At 32.8% G+C, this 17,426-nt stretch carries 13 protein-coding genes; 9 read left to right on the forward strand and 4 right to left on the reverse strand.

The annotated features are described in order from the left end of the window. Positions 1 to 89: 89 nt before the first annotated feature. The 3 genes from N4A42_RS03285 to miaB are packed head-to-tail and all read right to left on the reverse strand — an operon-like array spanning position 90 to position 3,780. Positions 90 to 1,361 carry a sigma-54-dependent Fis family transcriptional regulator gene (locus tag N4A42_RS03285; protein ID WP_294069824.1) on the reverse strand — a complete coding sequence of 424 codons (1,272 nt, stop codon included), beginning with the start codon at positions 1,359 to 1,361 and terminating at the stop codon, positions 90 to 92. Between the two features lie 6 nt (positions 1,362 to 1,367). After that, positions 1,368 to 2,318 carry a hypothetical protein gene (locus tag N4A42_RS03290; protein WP_294069826.1) on the reverse strand — a complete coding sequence of 317 codons (951 nt, stop codon included), beginning with the start codon at positions 2,316 to 2,318 and terminating at the stop codon, positions 1,368 to 1,370. A gap of 13 nt (positions 2,319 to 2,331) precedes the next feature. Continuing rightward, positions 2,332 to 3,780, reverse strand: a complete 1,449-nt coding sequence (gene miaB / locus N4A42_RS03295; RefSeq protein ID WP_294069828.1) for a tRNA (N6-isopentenyl adenosine(37)-C2)-methylthiotransferase MiaB — start codon at positions 3,778 to 3,780, stop codon at positions 2,332 to 2,334. A gap of 251 nt (positions 3,781 to 4,031) precedes the next feature. On the opposite strand from miaB, the gene N4A42_RS03300 reads away from it, so the two are divergent. The 8 genes from N4A42_RS03300 to N4A42_RS03335 all read left to right on the forward strand — a co-directional run bounded on the left by N4A42_RS03300 (position 4,032) and on the right by N4A42_RS03335 (position 14,732). After that, entirely contained in the window at positions 4,032 to 4,826 is a 795-nt protein-coding gene (locus tag N4A42_RS03300; protein ID WP_294069830.1) for a hypothetical protein, read from the forward strand. A 254-nt stretch (positions 4,827 to 5,080) separates the two neighbouring features. Continuing rightward, a complete protein-coding gene (topA, locus tag N4A42_RS03305; RefSeq protein ID WP_294069833.1) occupies positions 5,081 to 7,588 on the forward strand; it encodes a type I DNA topoisomerase in 2,508 nt (835 codons plus the stop codon). 6 nt (positions 7,589 to 7,594) lie between these two features. Further along, the gene (locus N4A42_RS03310; protein WP_294069835.1) at positions 7,595 to 8,761 is read left to right on the forward strand and encodes a formimidoylglutamase; all 1,167 of its coding nucleotides are present in this window, start codon (positions 7,595 to 7,597) and stop codon (positions 8,759 to 8,761) included. 160 nt (positions 8,762 to 8,921) lie between these two features. After that, positions 8,922 to 10,274: a gliding motility lipoprotein GldK gene (gldK, locus tag N4A42_RS03315; RefSeq protein WP_294069838.1), complete on the forward strand. Its 1,353-nt coding sequence runs from the start codon at positions 8,922 to 8,924 to the stop codon at positions 10,272 to 10,274. An 87-nt stretch (positions 10,275 to 10,361) separates the two neighbouring features. Beyond that, positions 10,362 to 10,997: a gliding motility protein GldL gene (gene gldL, locus N4A42_RS03320; protein ID WP_294069841.1), complete on the forward strand. Its 636-nt coding sequence runs from the start codon at positions 10,362 to 10,364 to the stop codon at positions 10,995 to 10,997. A gap of 49 nt (positions 10,998 to 11,046) precedes the next feature. After that, the gene (gene gldM / locus N4A42_RS03325; RefSeq protein ID WP_294069843.1) at positions 11,047 to 12,627 is read left to right on the forward strand and encodes a gliding motility protein GldM; all 1,581 of its coding nucleotides are present in this window, start codon (positions 11,047 to 11,049) and stop codon (positions 12,625 to 12,627) included. 41 nt (positions 12,628 to 12,668) lie between these two features. Continuing rightward, entirely contained in the window at positions 12,669 to 13,577 is a 909-nt protein-coding gene (gene gldN, locus N4A42_RS03330; protein WP_294069846.1) for a gliding motility protein GldN, read from the forward strand. Positions 13,578 to 13,688: 111 nt separating this feature from the next. Next, positions 13,689 to 14,732, forward strand: coding sequence for an FAD-binding oxidoreductase (locus N4A42_RS03335; RefSeq protein ID WP_294069849.1), 1,044 nt, complete (start codon positions 13,689 to 13,691; stop codon positions 14,730 to 14,732). 25 nt (positions 14,733 to 14,757) lie between these two features. Here N4A42_RS03335 and N4A42_RS03340 read toward each other — a convergent pair whose 3' ends face one another. Beyond that, on the reverse strand, positions 14,758 to 15,141 hold the full coding sequence (locus tag N4A42_RS03340; RefSeq protein WP_294069851.1) for a DUF983 domain-containing protein: 384 nt from the start codon (positions 15,139 to 15,141) through the stop codon (positions 14,758 to 14,760). Positions 15,142 to 15,251: 110 nt separating this feature from the next. On the opposite strand from N4A42_RS03340, the gene N4A42_RS03345 reads away from it, so the two are divergent. Beyond that, positions 15,252 to 17,159, forward strand: a complete 1,908-nt coding sequence (locus N4A42_RS03345) for an ABC-F family ATP-binding cassette domain-containing protein (RefSeq protein ID WP_294069854.1) — start codon at positions 15,252 to 15,254, stop codon at positions 17,157 to 17,159. Positions 17,160 to 17,426 lie beyond the last annotated feature (267 nt).

A 17,426-nucleotide genomic window follows, 5' to 3' on the forward strand; every position in this document is an offset into this window, starting at 1 on the left:
TCTTCAGCTTCTTTTCTAATAGCTTCAGAACTATTTGGTCTAAACGACTTTCTTATCATAAATATTTCTACTGCCTTCATAAATTATTCTTAAAGATCGTATTGCTTAATTTTTCTGTACAATGTGCGCTCACTTATACCTAGTTCGGCTGCCGCTAGCTTTCGTTTACCATTATGACGTTCTAGGGATTTTTTAATAAGCTCTAGCTCTTTATCATGTAAAGATAGGGTTTCTTCTTCTTCAATTTCTTCTGCAAAATGATATTTATCTTCAATTTCTAGAGTTACAGTTTCGTTAGTTTCTGTATGTTGAGGAATGGATAATACTTCTAGATTTTCTACCTCAGATGTGGTTTCAAAATTATCATTATCGTCATCACCATAAATCTTTTGTATAAGGTGCTCGTTCTCTTTTTTAACATCAGAGGTGCTACCAGATTTCATTAACTCCATGGTAAGCTTTTTAAGGTCATTGAGATCGCTCTTCATATCGAATAAAACCTTATAGAGAATTTCTCTTTCGCTACTAAAATCACTTTCAGATTTAGATGTATTGACTACAGCTGGTAAGTTGCTGCCAGTGTTTGGTAAATAATTTTGAAGGGTAATAGCACTAATTGTACGATTATGCTCTAAAACAGAAACCTGTTCTGCTACATTTCTTAATTGACGAATATTACCGTTCCAGCGATATTTTAAAAGTAGCGCTACAGCATCTTCTGTAAGTTTTACCGTAGGCATCTTATATTTTAGAGCAAAATCACTGGCAAATTTTCTAAACAATAAATGAATGTCATCTTTGCGTTCTCGTAAAGCCGGTAGATTAATTTCTATGGTGCTTAAGCGGTAGTAAAGATCTTCTCTAAATTTTTCTTTTTTAATAGCTTCAAACATATTAACGTTTGTTGCTGCAACTATTCTAACATTTGTTTTTTGAACTTTACTAGAACCTACTTTTATAAACTCGCCGTTTTCTAAAACACGAAGTAAACGTACTTGAGTAGTTAGAGGCAGTTCTCCAACTTCGTCTAAAAATATGGTTCCTCCGTCTGCAACTTCAAAATAACCAGATCGTGTTGAGGTAGCACCTGTAAAGGCACCTTTTTCGTGTCCAAATAATTCACTATCTATTGTGCCTTCTGGTATAGCTCCACAGTTAACAGCGATATATTTACCGTGTTTTCTATGCGATAATTGGTGTATGATTTTTGGAATACTCTCTTTACCAACACCACTTTCTCCTGTAACTAAAACAGAAATGTCTGTTGCCGCAACCTGAATGGCTTTCTCTATGGCACGATTGAGTTTAGGATCATTTCCTATAATACCAAAACGTTGTTTTATGGCTTGTATGGATTCCATAAGTTTTTAGTTAACGTAGTTGAAAACTTCAGATATGGCAACACTTACTGACCCTGAAACACCATTTTGAGAATCTGAAGCAGAAAAAGAGATTTCTCTTGTGTTAATTCTACCAGAAGAATTGTATTCTAAATCAAAATCAAATGATTCTCCATTTATAATATAAGAATTCCAGTTGTTGGTAGAATGAAATTGAGCAATATTAGGACCTATTTCATCTGAATATTCATCGTTTAAGAAGCTTAATAAATATTCACTATTATATACAATCTGTAGAGGGTTTGTGTTACTGTCAAAACCAAAAGACGAATTTCTTTCAAGTTCACCAGTAGCAATACTATTGTTAATGTTGCCTAAGCCATTGTAGGTTACGGTTTCAATTTGTATTGAGACACCATCATCGAAAGATTCTTTTTTTATAACTCGATCAAAACCATCTAAGGTAAATTCAGTTGTAATACTAGAGCCTACTTGAGTTCTTGTTATAACATTGTTCTCGTAGGTGAAATTGTAAATATAGTCATCTGCATCTCCTTCATAATAGTCATAAGAGATTTGTGAAATGTTACCGTTTGTGTAAGTGACTATTGTTTCGTTAGTGGTAATATTTCCTGATCCCGTAGAAATAATACTTACAACTTGGTCAGAATCATTATGGGTAATAGCTAATTCCTCAGGAACAAAAGGCGAACCGCTTACTGAAATTGCGTTTGTGCCAGAAGTAATAAGGTTGTTTGTAATATTAAAAGTACTATTTGTACTAGTTTGAATTGGTAAACCAAAAAGACTTAAATTAACATCTGTGTCTAGTTGATAGGTAGCAAGAGTTAAATCTCCACTTTCACTACCGTTACCACCTCCATTGTTGTTACCACCAGTAAAATCTGGATCTAATGGTTCGTTTTCGCAAGCAGTTACTAGGGTAAAAGCGCAAAAGATTAATAGAATTTTTTTCATAGATAAAATTATTTTATTCATTGTTTTTAGAATAGCCAATAGCTTCTCCAATAAGTGTCGCACTAGTGCAGTCTAAGATTTTAACATTCACAAAATCACCAGGTTTGTAGTGTTCTTTAGGGAAAACGGCAACCATATTGTGGCTGTTTCTTCCTGCCCAATGTTGGTCAGATTTTTTTGAAGGTTTTTCAATTAAAATTTCTTCAATTTTACCAACATGCTGTTGTGTTCTATATAAACTATGCCTGCGTTGCAAGGCTTGTATTTCGTTTAATCGTCTTTGTTTTACGTCTGCCGGAACATCATCTTCCATTTTTTTACCTGCAAGTGTTCCTGGGCGTTCAGAATAAGCAAACATAAATCCGTAATCATATTTTACGTAATCCATAAGACTCAATGTGTCTTGATGGTCTTCTTCTGTCTCTGTTGGAAACCCTGAAATCATATCTTGACTAATAGCTACATCTGGAATAATACGACGAATGTTGTCAATAAGTTCAAAATATTCTTGACGAGTATGTAAACGATTCATTTCTTTTAAAATACGATCACTTCCGCTTTGTACAGGTAAGTGAATGTAATTACAAATGTTTTCGTAAGCAGCCATAGTTTCAATAACATCTAAGGTCATGTCTTGTGGATTAGATGTAGAGAAGCGAAAACGCATTTTTGGTTGTGCTTTAGCGCAGAGTTCTAAAAGTTTTGCAAAATTTACTGCAGTTGCTTTTTGTAAATCAGAAGCTTTTTTAAAATCTTTTTTTAATCCACCTCCATACCATAGATAACTGTCTACATTTTGTCCTAAGAGCGTTACTTCTTTATAGCCTTTTGTCCATAAATCGTTTACCTCTTCAATAATGCTTTGTGGTTCTCTACTACGTTCTCTACCTCTTGTAAAAGGGACTACGCAAAACGTACACATATTGTCACAGCCACGAGTAATAGATACAAAAGCACTAACTCCATTACTGTTTAATCTTACTGGCGAAATGTCTCCATAAGTTTCTTCTTTAGAAAGAATAACATTAATGGCATCTCTACCATCTTCTACTTCATTTAATAGATTAGGTAAATCCTTATAGGCATCTGGGCCAACAACTAAATCAACAATTTTTTCTTCATCTAAAAATTTGGTTTTTAGACGCTCTGCCATACAGCCAAGAACACCTACTTTCATCCTAGGATTTTTATTCTTGATTTTGTCGTAATATTTTAAACGTTTTCTAACAGTTTGTTCTGCTTTATCTCTAATAGAACATGTGTTTACCAAAACTAAATCTGCATCTTCAAGGTTTTGAGTAGTGTTGTAGCCTTCGTTAGATAATATAGAGGCTACAATTTCACTGTCACTAAAATTCATTTGGCAGCCATAACTTTCAATAAAAAGCTTTTTTTTATTGCCTTCTTTCTGATTTAAAATTAAGGATTCTCCCTGTTTGTTTTCGTCTATTATCTTTTCCATTCCTTATGTTCCGTAAAAACGGAATAACTTTTTGTTACTTACTTGATGATTTAGGTTTAAAGTCTTTTAAAGCTAACTTTTATTGCTTATAAATACCGTATAAACCATTATGATTGGTAATTATTTGGGCTTCAATAAGCATGCAAAGATAGTATTATTTTATTGATTGTGACAAAGTGGCAGTTGTTATTTGGTTTGATAAATTGCTTAAAAAAGAATTACTTTTGGGTTACTAATCAATTCAATAGCTTATGAATGTTTCAGACATTAAGAATCGTATCCTAAATGCCAAAGATTTAGATTTTGGCAATGTGTTTAATAATTCTATTGAGTTGTTTAAAAAAACTTGGGTGCAAGGTTTAGTTACTGTGTTGTTAAATATGGTGTTAGCAATACCTGTTGTAATGGTGGTTTATATTCCTATGTTTTTTCTTGGTTTATTTGATGTGTTTTCGTCAGGGTTTGATTCTTACGGTTATTATGATTCTTATAATGAGCCAGAAGTAAGTCTATCGTTTTTGTTACTTGTGATACCAATGTATTTGTTTTTGTTGGTGGTTATGAGCACAATTTCTTTTGGTCTTAGAGCGGCATTTTACAGAATTTGTAAAATGAAAGACTTTAATGAAATGGGACGTGAGGATTATTTTTATTTTTTAAAAAAAGGTTATTTAGGTAAGACTGTAAAGCTTAGTCTTGTTTCTGTTGGTATTGCTGTTGTAGCCTCATTGTTGTGTGTCTTGCCTATTTTTTACGTCATGATACCTCTATATTATATGTATATTGTTTATGCGTTTAATCCTGAAAAATCAGTTTCTGAAATTGTTAACTTAAGCTTTGCTATAGGTAATAAAAAATGGTTGCTTTCTTTTGGGCTTCTTTTAATTACTGGTTTTTTAGCAACAATAGTAGGTTTTTTTATGTGTGTAGTGGGTGTTTATATTACCCAATCGTTTATTATGTTGCCTACATATCTTATTTATAAAGATGTTGTTGGGTTTGAGGATGGAGATGGAGAATTACAAATTCAAGATATTAAGTTTTGACGCAACCATTTGGTTTTTTATTTAATTATTAAAAAACAGTAACCATTAAGATTTTAAAAATTATAATGTCATTATTAAGTGTCATGTAATTTTTAGATTATTAGTGATAATAAATTATTTTTAAGTCTTGTGTTAAGCAAGACTTTTTTGTTTTTAATAAAGGTTTTGTCTGTTGTGAATTATATACAAATTAATATCAAATTAGGATTGTAAATTAAATTTCATATACATTTGTAACCTCAAAAAAATAAAGAATGCCGAAGAATCTAGTTATAGTTGAGTCACCTGCAAAGGCAAAAACCATTGAAAAATTTTTAGGAAAGGATTACAAAGTTGAATCTAGTTTTGGACATATTTCAGATTTGCCTTCAAAAGAATTAGGTGTTGATGTAGAAGGGGATTTTGATCCAAAATATAGTGTCTCTAAAGACAAGAAAGATGTTGTAAAAAAACTAAAGGATTTAGCAAAAAAAGCCGAAATGGTTTGGTTAGCAAGTGATGAGGATCGAGAAGGGGAGGCTATTGCTTGGCATTTGGCAGAAGCTTTAGGTTTAGATAAAGAAAAGACTAAGCGTATTGTTTTTCATGAAATTACTAAGAAGGCAATAAGTAAAGCTATAGAAAATCCACGCGGTATAGATTATAATTTAGTTGATGCGCAACAGGCAAGACGTGTTTTAGACCGTATTGTTGGTTATGAGTTATCACCTGTATTATGGAGAAAGGTAAAAGGTGGTTTGTCTGCAGGACGTGTACAATCTGTTTCTGTAAGATTAATTGTGGAACGAGAGCGCGATATTCAAGGTTTTTCAGCTGTAGCTTCATATAGAATAGATGCAGAGTTTACATCAGAAGATGGTAAATCATTCAAAGCTAAACTTCCAAAGAATTTTAGTTCAGAAGAAGAAGCTCTTAATTTTTTAAACAATAACATAGGTGCAACTTATCAAGTTTCAGATTTACAAAAGAAACCAGCAAAGAAGTCGCCAGCTGCGCCATTTACAACTTCTACATTACAGCAAGAAGCATCTAGGAAGTTAGGTTTTTCAGTAAGTAGAACTATGAGTAATGCTCAACGCTTGTATGAAGCAGGTCTTATAACATATATGAGAACTGATAGTGTTAATTTATCTGATGAAGCTAGGCAAGGAGCTGAGCAAGAAATTATTTCAGCATACGGTTCAGAATATAGTAACCCAAGAAATTACAAAGGAAAATCAAAAGGAGCTCAAGAAGCACATGAGGCAATTAGACCAACAAATTTCGCAAACCATACCGTAAATGTAGAACGAGACCAAGCGAGATTGTATGATTTGATTTGGAAACGTGCAATTGCTTCGCAAATGAGTGATGCTAAGTTAGAGCGAACTAATCTTAAAATTAAGGTAAACGCATCTAATAAGGTTAATGAACAATTTACAGCTAATGGGGAAATTATAACTTTTGATGGATTCTTAAAAGTTTATTTAGAAGGTACGGATGAGGAAGATACAGAGCAAGAAGGTATTTTGCCAGCTTTGGCAATAGGAGAGAAATTAGATAATAAGTACATAACGGCAACACAACGTTTTACAAGACCTCCTTCTAGATTTACTGAAGCATCTTTAGTAAAGCAATTAGAAGAATTAGGTATTGGTCGTCCATCTACTTATGCACCAACAATATCTACTATTCAGAATAGAAACTACATAGAAAAAGGAACAAATGAAGGTGAGGAGAGAAAATATAAACAATTAGTTTTAGCTGATGCTGTCATAAAAGATAATACCCTCTCAGAAAAAGTAGGATCTAATAAGGGCAAGTTGGTGCCAACAGATGTCGGTTTTATAGTTACTGATTTTCTTGTTAATCATTTTGAAAGTATCCTCGATTATAATTTTACAGCCAAAGTAGAAGAAAGCTTTGATGATATTGCCGAAGGTAAAGAAGACTGGAAAGCAATGATGAAAGATTTCTACAAAGGTTTTCATCCGCAAGTTGAAGATGTGCAAGAAAATGCCGAGCGAGAATCGGGTGAGCGTATTTTAGGAACAGACCCTAAAACAGGTAGGCAAGTTAGTGTTCGCTTAGGGAAATTTGGACCTATGGTGCAAATAGGTACTGTAGACGATGAAGAAAAACCTAAGTTTGCGAGTCTTTCTCCAGACCAGCAGTTAAACTCTATAACTTTTGAGGAGGCTATGGATCTGTTTAAGCTTCCAAAAACTTTAGGTCATTATAAAGAAGAAGAGGTAGAGGTTAATAATGGTCGTTTTGGGCCTTATGTAAGATTTGGTAAAAAGTTTGTGTCATTACCTAAGGGAGTTGATCCTCTAGGAGTAGAATTAGATGAAGCAATTATATATATTAAGGAGAAGGAAAAAGCAGATGCTCCTATATATATGTATAAAGATTTAGAAGTTACAAAAGGAAAAGGACGTTTTGGGCCATTTATAAAATGGAACAGTATGTTTATAAATGTGAATAAAAAATACGATTGGGATAATTTATCTGAAGAAGACATTGTAACTTTGATCGAAGAAAAAATCCAAAAGGAAAAAGATAAGCTTATTCATGTTTGGGAAGATGAGGGGATTAGAGTAGAGAAAGCAAGATGGGGAAGGCATAATGTGATAAAAGGTAAGCAGAAAGTTGAATTAGCAAAAACTGTTGATGTTTCTGAAATGACCTTAGAAGAAGCAAAAGCTATTTTAGAGAAAAACGCTCCAAAAAAGAAGACAAGAAAAACTACTAAGAAAAAAGCAACGACTAAAAAGAAGTAATACATTATGAATTTTAATTTTCTTACGCCTGTTTCAGATGCGGTTTTAGCACATAACGAACTAATAGCGCAACAAGGATTAGGAAAAAAAATTAGAATTCATTCCAGACAAAACGGAATTCCAGATTTAGATGATGTGCAAATTGCTATCATTGGAGTTCTGGAAAATCGAAATGATGTTAATTATATAGGAGCAACTATTGATTTCGATTCTGTTAGAAAAACACTTTATACTTTATTTCCAGGAAACTGGAATACTACAATAGCAGATCTTGGTGATATTGCACCAGGTGAATCTGTAGACGACACCTATTTTGCTATAAGAACAGCAATTACTGTTTTGGTTGAAAAAAATATTATACCAATTATATTGGGAGGAAGTCAAGATTTAACTTATGCAAATTATCGTGCTTACGATAATTTAATGCCAATGGTTAATGTTGTTAATGTAGATACTAATTTTGATTTAGGTGATGCAAACCTTCCAATAAAGAATAATAGTTATGTTGGTAAAATTATTGTAGAAGAACCTTATAACCTTTTTAATTATTCAACCATAGGATATCAAACCTATTTTAATTCGCAAGAAGAAATAGATCTTATGGAGAAATTATACTTTGAAGCTTATCGTTTAGGTGAGGTTTCAGGTGATATTAATAAGGTAGAGCCGTTTTTGCGAGATGCACATATAGTTTCTGTAGATTTAAAATCTATTAGAGCAGCAGAAGTAAGTGATAACCTAAAGTATTCTCCAAATGGATTTTCTGGAAAAGAAATTTGTGCTATAGCACGTTATGCTGGTATAAGCAATAAGGTGTCTTCTTTTGGTATCTATGAGTATAAAAGCTCTAAAAATGATAATGCTTCTTCAATGTTATTAGCACAAATGATTTGGTATTTTATAGAAGGGGTTAATTGTAGAGTTAAAGATGATGATTTTGCTAACCCAAGCCACTATCAAAAATTTAATGTGCTTGTAGAAGATGATGAGCTCATTTTTTATAAAAGTTTAAAAACTGGACGTTGGTGGATAGAAATTCCTTTTTTGCCAAATGTTAATAATAAATTAAAAAAGCATACGTTATTACCATGCATGCATGCCGATTATGTGCTTGCTACACAGGGTGAAATACCTGAAAGATGGTATAAGGCATATAGGAAGAATAGCTTTTAAAATTAACAATTGGTCGATATTTTAACATTTTCCTTATCGATGAAATGCACTTTTAAAGGATTAAGTGCGAAAAAAAATTAAAAAAAGTTGTTTTTTAAAAAATATATAAATATGTTTACGACCTTAAAATTAAGGACGACTAATTTAACCTCGAGTTACTATGAATATTAAGAGATTTATTTTACTAACCGCTGTATTGGTTTTGGTAGCCAGTTGTAATTCTGGAGACCGTGGACAACTGGTAGGTGTTAAAGGTAAAAAATGGCATCCGGAAAAGCCTTATGGCATGACTTTAGTACCTGGTGGTGCTTTTATTATGGGTAAATCAGACGATGATATCGCTGGTGTACAAGACGCTCCAACTAAAACAGCTACTGTACGTGCGTTTTATATGGATGAAACTGAGATCACAAACAGCGAGTACAGACAGTTTGTGTTTGCGGTAAGAGATTCTATCTTAAGATTAAATTTAGCTGAAATGGCAGATTTAGAAGGTAAAACTCCTGGTAATGGCGATATAGGTGAATTTGCTTACTTAGATGCTAACCCAGAAGAATTAAACGCTTACGAAAGCTATATGCAAAACACCTATGGTAATGAGCAAAGAAAAATTAATCGCGATGTTGAGCTGTATTTCGATACAGATGATTACCCAGATGAATTATACGCTGAGGTAATGGATGGTATGTATTTACCATTAGAAGAATCGTATAACGGTCAACGTACTTGGGATGTAAAGCAATTTAAGTTTCAGTATACTTACATGGATATTGAAAAAGCGGCTAAAGATAGAAGTCTTAAGCGTTCTGAAGTAATTCAACAAGAAGAGGTTGAAGTATATCCAGATACAACAGCTTGGATTAGAGATTTCGCTTATTCATATAATGAGCCAATGCACAATGATTATTTCTGGCACGATGCTTATGGAAACTATCCTGTTGTAGGTGTGTCTTGGAAACAAGCACAAGCTTTTTGCCAATGGAGAACAATTCATCATAATGGATACCAAAAGAGTAAAGGTAAGCAACCTGTAAATAAATATAGATTACCATCTGAGGCAGAATGGGAATATGCTGCTCGTGGTGGACTTCAAGGCGCTTCTTATCCTTGGGGAGGACCTTACACTAAAAACGATAGAGGATGCTTTATGGCTAACTTTAAGCCGTTGCGTGGGGATTATGCAGCAGATCAAGCTTTATACACTGTAGAGGCAGATGCATATGATCCTAACGATTTTAACTTATATAATATGGCAGGAAACGTTTCAGAGTGGGTACACGGCTCTTACGATCCTGGATCATACGAATATTCTTCAACAATCAATCCTAATGTAAACGATCCTAGCAACACACGTAAAGTTGTAAGAGGTGGTTCTTGGAAAGATGTTGCTTACTACTTACAAGTAAGTTCAAGAGACTACGAATATGCAGATTCTGCAAGAAGTTACATCGGGTTTAGAACAGTTCAAGACTATATGGGAACTGAAGTGACTAAAAACGCTGCAACCAATTAAAATTATTAAACAAACAAATTAAACCAAACTCAATTAACCTGCTTAAGTTACATCCATTAACTTAAACTAATAAACTAAAAACAAATTATGGCACAGAAAGGTAAAATCACAATCACTAACATGGTCTACGGATTAGGAGCAGCAATCGTAATCGTTGGAGCATTATTTAAAATTCAGCACTGGCCTTTTGGTTCTCTTATCTTAACCATTGGTATGGTTGTAGAAGCCTTAGTATTTACTTACTCAGCTTTTGAAAGACAACAAGCGGATTTAGATTGGTCTTTAGTGTATCCTGAATTAGCAGGTGGACAATCTTTAGGTAAAAAGGCTAAGAAAGAAGAGCCAAAAGATGCAGAAGGATTATTATCTAAGAAATTAGACAACTTATTAAAAGAGGCTAAAATAGACGGTGAGCTTATGGCAAGTCTTGGTGATAGCATCAAAAACTTTGAAGGTGCAGCTAAAGGTATTAGCCCAACAGTAGATTCTATGGCAGCTCAGAAAAAATACAGCGAAGAAATGTCTTTAGCAGCTGCACAAATGGAGTCTTTAAATAGTCTTTACAAAGTACAGATGGAAAGCGCTAACCGCCAAGCTGCAATTAATGAAGAAGCAGTAGAAAATGCTACTAAGTTAAAAGAGCAAATGCAATCATTAGCATCTAACCTTTCATCATTAAATGGTGTATATGGTGGAATGTTATCTGCAATGAACAAAAACTAATTAGTTTTTATAATCAATTTTATTTTAACATTTAAAAACTAATTACACAATGGCAGGAGGAAAATTATCTGCAAGGCAGAAAATGATTAACTTAATGTACTTGGTATTTATTGCAATGATTGCAATGACTACAAGTAAAGAGATATTGTCAGCGTTTAGTCTTTTTAACAAAAAGTTTGAAAGCGCAAACGAATTGGCAGTAGCTTCTAACACCAATCTGTTGAAAGGTTTAAAAACACAAGCTGAAGAAAAACCTTCAGAGTTTGGAGTTGCCTATAACAACGCACAACAGATTAGCACTATTGCTAACGAATTTTTTACGTATTTAGAAAGTCAGAAGAAGATGATTCTAGATAAAGGTAAATTCGCAGCAGCATATGCAGAAGAAGGTAGCTTACCAGCTGAAGAAATGGATAAAGGAGATGCTTTAGACGAGTTTTGGTTTACTGGAGATCGTTTAACTAAAAACGGACAAGCTTTTGTTGATAGAATAAACAAATTCAAATCAGACGTTAACGCTGTTTTAGGTGATGATGTAGCTTACAATCCAGCTAAAGAAACTTTAGAACGTCGTTTTAGTACTGCAGATGTACCTAACAAAGATGGAAAAAAACAAACTTGGTTAGATTATAACTTCAAAGGATTTCCAGCAGTAGCATCATATACTAAATTAACAGCGATGCAAAATGATATTAAGGCTACCGAAGCTAACCTTTACAATGTTTTCTTAGGAAATACTGTGGATGAGGCTACGTCTTTAAAAAATTATGAGGCAATAGTAATTCCAGACAAGAATGCATTCTTTGCTGGTGAGAAATTTACTGGTCGTGTAGTTTTAGGAAAATATGCTAACGTAACACCAACAAAATTAGTTGTAGGTAGTGATGAGTTAGATTTAGATAGAGAAGGTGCTATAGATTCTACTGGTGCAGCTCGTATTGAGTTTACTGTAGGAAATGTAGGTGAGCACGAAATAGATGGTCAATTTACATTTTTAGAAAAAGGTGAGCAATTACCTATTGATTTTAAGGGTAACTATGTTGTTGTACCAAGACCAAAAACTGCTACAATATCTGCTGACAAAATGAATGTAGTATATCGTGGTGTTGCTAACCCAATGACTATTTCTTTTGCAGGTGTAACTGACGATAAAGTTAAAGCATCTGGTAATGGCTTGTCGCCAAAAGGTGGTGGTCAATATGTTATGAATCCAGGATCTGGTAAAGAAGTTACTATTAACGTAACTGCAACTTTAGATGATGGATCTACAGCAAGAGACAGTAAAACATTTAGAATTAAGGATATTCCTGCACCAACAGGGACAATTTCTAAGCAATCAGGTGTTGTGAAATTACCAAAGCGTAATGTAGAAGTAGGAACAGTAGGAGCAGAGCTTAATGATTTTGTGTTTGATTTACCAATACAAACAACGTCGTTTAAAGTTAAAGTACCTGGACAGCCAACTATTAATGTTGCTGGTACAAAAATGAATGCTCAAGCTAAAGCAGCAATTAGGAGAGCAAGACGTGGAGATCAAATCACAATTTTTGAAATTAAAGCAAAAATTCAAGGTAACAACAAGTACAGACTTAAAAATGTATCACCTGTTATCGTAGAGGTAACTAACTAATCTATTGTATAAAAGATTAACAACCCAAATTATTTAATAAGATGAAATTAAAAAGTTTTATATATGTAGGATTAATAGGTTTAGCTAGCCAAACAGTGTTAGCACAATCTAATATTCTAAACGCTAAGATACCAGAAGAGATTGGTATGAAAACTGAAGCTGAGTTACTTTTAGACAACGACAAACCATTAGAATATGGTTATGTTGGAGACAGAGACATCTTATTTTCTAAAATGACTTGGGAGAAAGTTGTATTAGATGAGCGTGTTAATTTTCCTTTATATTTTCCTGTAGAAGATAATATTGGAGATGACCGTAAGTCTTTATATAGAGTGATTAAAGAAAATTTAGATAGTGGTATGATTTCTAAAGTTTATGCTGATTCTTATTTTACAGAAGAGCGTACACTAAAAGATTTAGAAGCATCTCTATCTATGACTAGAATTACTGATGCAGGTATTGATTACATGAACGAAAATGGTGTTGGTGAAGATGAATTACCAGAAGAATATGTAATTAAGAGAGATATAGGTCCTGCTGATATTAACTCGTATTTAATTAAAGGTTTATGGTATTTTGATAAGCGTCAAGGTGAGTTAAAGTATCGTATCATAGGTATTGCACCAGCAGCACCAGATGTTAACTTTATTGATGATGAAAACTCTGAAAACAGTGAGCCAATCCCTATGTTTTGGATATTTTTCCCTGAAGTAAGAGACATTTTACATGAAGCTAAAGCTTTTAATAATAAAAATAGTGCTTCACCTATTTCATTCGATCACTTATTAAATAGCCGTCGTTTTCACGGAGTTATTTATAAAGAAGAGAATGTATATGGAGACAGAGAAGTTAAAGAGTATATTGCAGAAAACGCATTAATGCAACTTTTAGAATCTGAACGTATCAAAGATAAGATTAGAGACTTTGAACAGGATATGTGGAGTTACTAATAACTCTAAATATATAATACTTAAAACGCCTGTAATTTGCAGGCGTTTTTTTATGTAATATTATTTTAAAAGTCTTGCTGAGCTTGTCTTAGCATCTCGTATTTTTACAAAATGAAAAAAGTAAATTATATCATAGTTGGTTGTGGTTTGGCTGGTATAGCTTTTTGTGAGCAATTAAGAGCCAATAGTAAGTCGTTTATAGTATTTGATGATAACTCACAAAAATCTTCTATAGTAGCTGCTGCATTATATAATCCTGTTATTCTAAAACGATTTTCTGAAGTTTGGAAAGCGCAAGAACAATTAGAAGCTGCAATACCTTTTTATAATAAGATAGAAAAAACACTTAATATTCAGATTGATTATAAACTTCAATTGTTAAGACGATTTACTTCTATTGAAGAGCAAAACCTTTGGTTTAATGCTTCCGATAAACCTAAGTTAGAACCTTTCCTTTCTACACAGTTAGTAAAAAATACCAATGAAGCTGTAGATGCACCTTTTGGTTATGGCGAAGTATTGCATGCAGGTCGTTTAGATACCAAAACTCTTATAAGCGCTTACAAAGCAGATTTGCTGAATAAGGGGTTTTTAGAGACTTCAAAATTTGAATATGATAATCTTATTGTTTCACCTAATAAAGTTCAGTATAATGCAATAGAAGCAAAGCAGATTGTATTTGCAGATGGTTTTGGGCTTAAGAAAAACCCTTTCTTTAATCATTTACCTTTAAACGGAACCAAAGGAGAGGTTTTAATTATAAAATCTTCTAACTTAAAAATAGATTTTGGAATTAAATCGTCTGTATTTATAATTCCTGTTAAAGACGATTTGTATGCAGTTGGTGCTACCTATAACTGGACAGATAAAACTAATGTGCAAACAGAAGAAGGTAAACAAGAACTTATTAATAAATTAAAAACCTTTATAAAGTGTGATTTTGAAGTTGTAAATCATCTTGCTGGAATTCGACCTACAGTAAAGGATAGAAGACCTTTAGTAGGGAGACATTCTCAGCATCAAAATTTGTATGTTCTAAATGGTTTGGGAACAAGAGGTGTAATGATAGCGCCTTATGTTGCAGATAAGTTATATCGCTTTGTTGAGAATTATGAATCTTTAGATTCTGAAATAGATATTAATCGTTTCAATTAAATAGTTCTACTGATAGAAGTGAAACTTATTTTTTAACTAGGGATTTGTCATATTTCATAAATATGTTAATCCAAATGTTTCTAGATAAACGCATTATAATTGGAAAGAAGCCAACTAAAGTTAATACAATACTTATAAAAGCCGTAGTAATTGAAGATTCAATGATTACATAGCTAATAATAAAAGCAGCTACAGCAAAGGCAATACCAACAGCATAACTTACATACATAGAACCATAAAAAAATGAAGGCTCAATTCTGTATTTAGTACCACAATGAGAACAGTTTTCGTTAATTTTTAGAGTATCAGTAAGTATATATGGGTTTTTTACACTGTACATGGATTCTTGATGACATTTAGGACATGCACCAAAAAGAATACTGTATAATTTCATTCCTTTTCTAATCATAACTAAAACCTTTATTTTTGCGTTTCTTGTAGCAGTACAAAGGTATATTATTATAATCTTTGCATTGTAACAATTGTAACTTTATTACAATCGTATTATAAATAAAAGCTATGCTCAATATCCATAATTTGTCTATTTCGTTTCAGGGAGAATACCTTTTTGAAGATATAACTTTTAAGCTCGGATTGGGTGATAGAATAGGTCTAATAGGTAAAAATGGCGCAGGTAAATCTACCATGTTAAGAATCTTGTCTAAAGAGCAAGAGGCAGATACAGGTCAGATTGCCGCAGATAAAGACTTAAAGGTTGGTTTTTTAAAACAAGACATTGATTTTGATTTTGGTAAGACGGTTTTAGAAGAATCTTACGAAGCTTTTAAAGAGATTAAGCAATGTGAGACCAAGCTAGAGGCTATTAACTCTCAGTTAGCAGAACGTACAGACTATGAAACCGAATCTTATAATCAGTTGATGGTAGATCTTAATGATATTCAGCATCAATACGAAATTTTAGGTGGTTATAATTATCAAGGTGATACAGAGAAAATACTTCAAGGTTTAGGTTTTAAACGAGAAGATTTTAACAAGCTTACAGATACCTTTTCAGGTGGTTGGAGAATGCGTATAGAATTGGCAAAGCTATTACTTCAAAATAATGATTTATTGCTGTTAGATGAGCCTACAAACCACTTAGATATAGAATCTATTATTTGGTTAGAGAATTTCTTAAAGAATTATAGCGGAGCAGTAGTTATTGTATCTCACGATAAAATGTTTTTAGATAATGTTACCAACAGAACTATAGAAATATCTCTAGGTAGAATTTATGACTATAATAAGCCATACACTAAGTTTTTAGAACTTAGAAAAGAGATGAAAATTCAGCAATTAGCAGCTCAAAAAAATCAAGAAAAGCAAATACAGCAGACAGAGAAACTAATCGAAAAATTTAGAGCAAAAGCATCAAAAGCTACCATGGCTCAATCTTTAATTAAGAAGTTAGACCGAATGGATAGAATTGAGGTAGATGAAGACGATAATAGTGTAATGTCTTTAAATTTTCCCGTTTCTATTGCACCAGGCAAAGTTGTTGTAGAAATAGAAGAAGTCTCTAAAAACTATGGCGATTTAGAAGTGCTTAAAAATGTAAATCTAAGCATAGCCAGAGATACTAAAACAGCTTTTGTAGGGCAAAATGGGCAAGGAAAATCAACTTTAGCAAAAATTATTGTTGGAGAAATAGCTCATGAAGGCAACATGAAACTAGGTCATAATGTACAGATTGGTTACTTTGCTCAAAATCAAGCAGAGTATTTAGACGGAAATAAAACTGTTTTAGACACCATGATAGATGCTGCAAATGAAAGTAATAGAAGCAAAGTACGCGATATTTTAGGCTCTTTTTTATTTAGAGGTGAAGAAGTAGAAAAGTATGTAAAAGTCTTATCTGGAGGTGAGCGCAATCGTTTAGCATTAGCCAAATTGTTACTGCAACCACTTAATGTTTTAATTATGGATGAGCCTACCAATCATCTCGATATTAAATCTAAAAACGTCTTAAAAGAAGCATTAAAAAAGTTTGAAGGCACTCTGTTACTAGTATCTCACGATAGGGATTTTCTTCAAGGCTTGGTAAATACTACTTATGAGTTTAAAGATCGAAGTATTAAGGAATATTTAGGCGGTATAGATTTTTATTTAGAACAAAGAAATCTCGAAAATTTAAGAGAGGCTGAAAAAAGAACAATCGTTAAAGAACAGCCAAAAGAGAATAATAAAAAAAGTTACGAGGAGCAGAAAAAATTAAAGTCTTTAAACAACAAGTTAAGCAACATAGAATCTAAAATCAATCAGCTTGAAAAGGACATTAAAAATGATGATGTTGCCTTAGCAACAAACTACGACGAAACTGTTGCTGATCCTAGTTTTTTTGACACCTACCAATCCAAAAAACATAATTTAGAACAATTAATGGAAGATTGGGGGCTTTTACAGGAACAAATAGATTCGCTCAGTTAAATTAGAACTACTTTTTAGTTATAAATATTAAGATTTTATAGAAGATTTCATTAGCCATAAAAACCTTAGTATTTATTAAATAACATTTCCATATTCAATTTTTCTTTAAGATAAAACACCAAAAAAAGTAATGTTTTTTTGATGAAAATACATAAAAAGACTTAGGTATTAAGTGGTTGTTTGTCAGCTTGTTGTGTTTTTTAGTCGTGCAGTTCGTCGAAAAAATTTGCTTTTTATGGTGTTAGCGTCTATCTTCGATAACTATTA

Source organism: Winogradskyella sp. (assembly GCF_025210595.1).
Taxonomy (GTDB): Bacteria; Bacteroidota; Bacteroidia; order Flavobacteriales; family Flavobacteriaceae; genus Winogradskyella.

Excerpts from the sequence above, each read along its gene's own strand:
- N4A42_RS03285 (WP_294069824.1), bottom strand. The coding sequence starts at position 1,361 with ATGGAATCCATACAAGCCATAAAACAACGTTTTGGTATTATAGGAAAT.
- N4A42_RS03290 (WP_294069826.1), bottom strand. The coding sequence starts at position 2,318 with ATGAAAAAAATTCTATTAATCTTTTGCGCTTTTACCCTAGTAACTGCT.
- miaB (WP_294069828.1), bottom strand. The coding sequence starts at position 3,780 with ATGGAAAAGATAATAGACGAAAACAAACAGGGAGAATCCTTAATTTTA.
- N4A42_RS03300 (WP_294069830.1), top strand. The coding sequence starts at position 4,032 with ATGAATGTTTCAGACATTAAGAATCGTATCCTAAATGCCAAAGATTTA.
- topA (WP_294069833.1), top strand. The coding sequence starts at position 5,081 with ATGCCGAAGAATCTAGTTATAGTTGAGTCACCTGCAAAGGCAAAAACC.
- N4A42_RS03310 (WP_294069835.1), top strand. The coding sequence starts at position 7,595 with ATGAATTTTAATTTTCTTACGCCTGTTTCAGATGCGGTTTTAGCACAT.
- gldK (WP_294069838.1), top strand. The coding sequence starts at position 8,922 with ATGAATATTAAGAGATTTATTTTACTAACCGCTGTATTGGTTTTGGTA.
- gldL (WP_294069841.1), top strand. The coding sequence starts at position 10,362 with ATGGCACAGAAAGGTAAAATCACAATCACTAACATGGTCTACGGATTA.
- gldM (WP_294069843.1), top strand. The coding sequence starts at position 11,047 with ATGGCAGGAGGAAAATTATCTGCAAGGCAGAAAATGATTAACTTAATG.
- gldN (WP_294069846.1), top strand. The coding sequence starts at position 12,669 with ATGAAATTAAAAAGTTTTATATATGTAGGATTAATAGGTTTAGCTAGC.
- N4A42_RS03335 (WP_294069849.1), top strand. The coding sequence starts at position 13,689 with ATGAAAAAAGTAAATTATATCATAGTTGGTTGTGGTTTGGCTGGTATA.
- N4A42_RS03340 (WP_294069851.1), bottom strand. The coding sequence starts at position 15,141 with ATGATTAGAAAAGGAATGAAATTATACAGTATTCTTTTTGGTGCATGT.
- N4A42_RS03345 (WP_294069854.1), top strand. The coding sequence starts at position 15,252 with ATGCTCAATATCCATAATTTGTCTATTTCGTTTCAGGGAGAATACCTT.